This window comes from Robinsoniella sp. (assembly GCF_034124845.1).
In genome coordinates this window covers 1-4,361 of sequence record NZ_JAWYAJ010000218.1, presented here as the reverse complement: position 1 = coordinate 4,361, position 4,361 = coordinate 1, and the positions used below count along the sequence as shown (strand labels likewise).

Here is a 4,361-nt window from a genome sequence, read left to right as displayed (position 1 = left end):
TCTTTCCGTACACCACCTCCATCTACAAAGCGTCTTTACTCAGCAAAACCCAAATATAAGCATTTAATAGAACACTACAAAACCTTCGCTGTAGAACTAGCGCGTGGCTGAAACTTCCTTCCTGCCTGGATTTCACATATATTTCTGATGGCACGTATCCAAATCTTTCATTTGTCATTTCACAATAATACCGATTCCCTTAGATAAAAAGCAGCTTCGTTAAAACCAAACCTGACTCTGGTTTTAACGAAGCTGCCTGCTTTAAATACCCGGTATTTTATTTATCTTATTTAAATCTGTGTCTGATACTGCATCCGCCTAGAAGCCAAACTAACTGGATGTCGCACCTAGCCTTTAATAGCTCCTGCTGCGATCCCATTGATAAACTGTTTTTGCAGCACGGCAAAGATCAGAATCAGCGGGAGTGCGCACAGGACACAGGCTGCAAACAGGGTGTTCCACTGTGCGGGATTTTCACGGTCACCGAGGAACTGGATCATACCTACCGGCAGGGAGTACTGATCCGATTTAGATATAAAGATCATGGGATAAAAATAATCGTTCCAAATCCACATTCCCTGGGTGATCACTACCGATACAACAGCCGGTTTCAGCAATGGGAAAACTACACTTATGAAGCGTTTCCACAGTCCGCAGCCATCAATGTAAGCGGACTCCTCAATCTCGATTGGGACTCCTTTCATAAATCCTGCCAGCAAAAAGATGGAAAACGGAAGGCTGCAGGTGATAAACATAATCATTGGAGTAAACCTGGTGTTGGGCAGTGACAGGCGCCCGAACATCTGGGCAATGGGAACGATAACCATCTGAGACGGTATGATCAGCCCTGCTATAAAAAAGTAATACAAAAAGCGGCTGGCTTTGCGTTTTATTCTGGAGATGGGGTAGGCTGCCATTGTAGAAAACATTACCACTACGAATACCGATCCCCCCGTTGTCATAATACTGTTCAGCATCTGCTTCGGATATTTCATTTTTGTAAAAGCATTGATATAACTGTCTAAAGAAAATTCCTGAAACAAAAGCAGCGGTGATATCATATTGTCGGGATTTCTAAGTGAGCTGGACAATACGATTAACAGCGGAAAAATAATAAGGCAGCAAAACAGGGTAAGTAAAATATAGAGCGTTATAATACCCGGTGTAAGTTTTGCCTTGGATTCCACTTCTTTATATGTTTTTCTCCTTTTCCCCATCATAGTTCCACCTCTCTTTTATTCATATAAAACAGCATGAACACGGTGATCAGAATAATGACGGCAAAAGCAACTACAGAAAACGCACTGGCCTTCCCCATCATCTGATCATTAAATGCAATGCGGTAAATGGAAAACATCAGGGTATTGGTTGACTTTCCCGGGCCTCCGTTTGTCATGATAAAAGAATAGTCAAACGCCTTCAGCCCGCCGATAACCGCCAGAATTACATTGATGGTAACCGTTGCCGAGATCAGCGGAAGTTTGATTTTCCGAATCAGCTGCCACTGGGAACAGCCATCGATCTTTCCAGCCTCTATAAGGCTGTCATCCACAGTTTGCAGACCCGCAAGATAAATGATCATGGTAGCGCCGAAGCCCTTCCAGACTTCCACCAGTGCAATGGCATACAGGGCAGTCTTATAATTGCCCAGCACGTTAAAGGACGATCCGTCCAGTCCCATTGCTGTCATAATGGATGCAATCATACCGGATTCCGGCATATATACGTAGGACCAGATAAAACCAACCACGATTGCACTGAACAGCGCCGGGACATAGGACACGGTGCGAAAGAATGCCTTTCCCCTTAGTTTTACGTTCAGTGCCATGGCAATTACCAGTCCCAGTATATTATTCAGGACTACTACCACAACTGCATAAATCAATGTGTTTTTAATTGCATTTATCATAGAACCATCTTTTAGCAGTGTCAAATAGTTTTTAAATCCCACATAATCGTAATCATAATTTATTCCGTTAAAATTAGTCATACTGTAATAAAATAACTGCAGTACCGGTACGATCCAAAAGATCAAAAACAAGACCAGAGCCGGAATCACATATAAATACATCCGGTTGGGAAATACTAGGGTTTTCCGTTTTGATTTCTTCATAACTTTTCCTTTCCGGCAGAACCGGGCAGTCTGGTTCGGAGCATTTTGACAGTTCCAAAGCCTGCCCGGGAATTGCACTTATTCCGCTGTATAGAGTTCCTCAAATTTCAGCTGCATTCCGTTTACGATATCTTCAACAGTCGTTCCCTGTCCGCCTATCGCCTCAGAGAATAATGCCTCCATCTCATTTTCCGTTCCTGACGGCCAGCCCTGGTTGCACCAGTAAGAGGATTTGCCTTCATTATACAGGTCCATAAAAGGTTTCCAGAACTCATCTACCTGATCCGATCCGTAACCATAGGTAACCACGATATTCCCCATGTCCACCATACCCTTCCAGATATCAGATTCTCCGTCAAACCACTTTTCCAGAATTGCCTTTGCTTCTTCTTTGTGTTTGGAACCGGAATAGATCGCCGGTGTAGCACCGATTGACATGGATGCCCAGAGTTCCTCATCCGCACTGTTGCCCGGCAGAGGGAAGTATCCACGTTCAAAATCAACCGCGCCATTTGCACACAGAGCCTTCTTGTCTCCATTGTGGTCAAATGTCATAGCTGCCTCACCATCCACAAATTTCTGGATAGCCTGCTGTGCACTGAGTCCCAATGATGAGCTGTCTATGTAACCTTCGTCATACAGCGTTTTATACATGGATATTACTTCATCCCAGGTGTCCTTATCGGTGAATTTCGTTTCTCCGGTGCGAAGCTGGTCGTCAAACTTTGTATTCTTTGCATAAACTTTGCTTGCCGCTATCTGATAGAGTCCAAACTGCATGACATACATGTCCTTATCTCCCATTACGATGGGCTGAATGCCTGCATCCTTCAACACCTTGCAGCAATTTAAAAATTCATCCCAGTTTGTGGGGATCTCCAGATTGTGTTCTTTAAACATATCTTTGTTAAAATAAGTCTCCAGCATGGAAACGTTCGTGCCAACTCCGTAAATTTCCCCATCGTAGAAGAACGCTTCTTTTGCACCATCTCCAACCAGATCCATTACCTTCAGATCCGTCAGGGGTTCCAGGTAACCTGCCTTAGCCAGATTAATTACCCCGTTTGCGCCCGCATATTTCGGATGCACCAGAATGATGTCCGGGCACTCTCCCGAAGCCAGCTTGGTTTTTAATGCTGTGTAATACTGGTCATCCGGCAGCTTGGTCACTTCCAGCTTAATATCCGGAAATTCTTTTTCCACAAGTCCCGGTAAAATCTCTGTTTCAAAATCAGGGTTGGAGGGCGTGCCGGAATACATCATAGTAATCACGGTTTTATCTCCGGAGGCTTTGCTCTCCTCCTGCTGCTTGCCAGCGGTCTCTGTCCCCTCACTGCTTTCTGCTTTCTTCGTACCGCCACAGCCTGCCAGGGACAGGGTGAGCATACTGCCTGCCAGCACCAATGCTAATAATCTTTTTACTTTCATGTTGTTATCCTCCTTAACTTTTTCATAGCCCTATCATACCATAGTCCAGGTATACTTTTGTTCAGAGTAATGGTGCACATTTGTTAGAAATTATTTCTACAAAATATGATAAATTTATCATTACCATCCGCTTCATTTGTGATATACTTCTTTTTAAATGATAATATGACAAATTTCATGTGTTTGCACAGGAAGAAAAGGGGAGGGGGGTCTGAATGAAACTTAAAAATAAGTTTCTAATCATATTTCTGCTGATATCCATTATACCGGTAATTTTCATTACTACCTTTACATATACCCGGTATACCAAATTGATTGACAAGCAGATTACCAGCATTACCGATAACATATTTGAAAAATCAGGAGAAGAACTGGAAAAAAACCTGAAATCCCTGGAGCATATCGGGGACCTTTTCAACTTTCACAGCGAATCTGACCAGATCTCACTAAATAAAGAACTTCGAAAATATGCCGGCAGTTCGGCAAATTACTCTATTTACGATATTTTCCAGAGTAATCAGAACATCCACTTTATATTGAAAAATGTGACCTACAGCAGCGAATATATAAACGGTATTTTTGTTTTTACGCCCAGCGGGCCCATCTTAGGTTATGGATTAAACAGCAATATTGATGTTTTTCCCGGATACGATCCGCAAAAAGAGGACTGGTATGAAAAAACACTTGATCTGGAAGGTTCCTTTCATATTGACGGAATATCCCAAAAGGACTTTTTGATTAACAGCAGACCCTCCATCTCTTTTTCCAAGGCACTTTATGACGGATATTCCAAAAAGTTTCTGGGTGTTCTGTTCATTGA

The 4,361-nt window shown here is 42.9% G+C and carries 4 protein-coding genes; 1 reads left to right on the top strand and 3 read right to left on the bottom strand.

Annotated elements, in window-relative coordinates; translation table 11 throughout:
- Window positions 1–347: 347 nt before the first annotated feature.
- The 3 genes from ACH2DQ_RS10415 to ACH2DQ_RS10405 form a co-directional block, all read right to left on the bottom strand.
- Window positions 348–1,220 carry a carbohydrate ABC transporter permease gene (locus tag ACH2DQ_RS10415; protein WP_394916124.1) on the bottom strand — a complete coding sequence of 291 codons (873 nt, stop codon included), beginning with the start codon at window positions 1,218–1,220 and terminating at the stop codon, window positions 348–350.
- Window positions 1,217–2,113 carry a carbohydrate ABC transporter permease gene (locus tag ACH2DQ_RS10410; protein WP_394916125.1) on the bottom strand — a complete coding sequence of 299 codons (897 nt, stop codon included), beginning with the start codon at window positions 2,111–2,113 and terminating at the stop codon, window positions 1,217–1,219. Before ACH2DQ_RS10410 ends, ACH2DQ_RS10415 begins: the two co-directional genes overlap by 4 nt.
- A 78-nt stretch (window positions 2,114–2,191) precedes the next feature.
- The gene (locus ACH2DQ_RS10405; RefSeq protein WP_394916126.1) at window positions 2,192–3,541 is read right to left on the bottom strand and encodes an ABC transporter substrate-binding protein; all 1,350 of its coding nucleotides are present in this window, start codon (window positions 3,539–3,541) and stop codon (window positions 2,192–2,194) included.
- 215 nt (window positions 3,542–3,756) lie between these two features.
- On the opposite strand from ACH2DQ_RS10405, the gene ACH2DQ_RS10400 reads away from it, so the two are divergent.
- A partial coding sequence (locus ACH2DQ_RS10400) for a cache domain-containing protein (RefSeq protein WP_395026665.1) occupies window positions 3,757–4,361 on the top strand: 605 nt, incomplete at its 3' end.

Coding starts and splice junctions, on each gene's coding strand:
- ACH2DQ_RS10415 (WP_394916124.1), bottom strand. CDS start 1,220: ATGATGGGGAAAAGGAGAAAAACATATAAAGAAGTGGAATCCAAGGCA.
- ACH2DQ_RS10410 (WP_394916125.1), bottom strand. CDS start 2,113: ATGAAGAAATCAAAACGGAAAACCCTAGTATTTCCCAACCGGATGTAT.
- ACH2DQ_RS10405 (WP_394916126.1), bottom strand. CDS start 3,541: ATGAAAGTAAAAAGATTATTAGCATTGGTGCTGGCAGGCAGTATGCTC.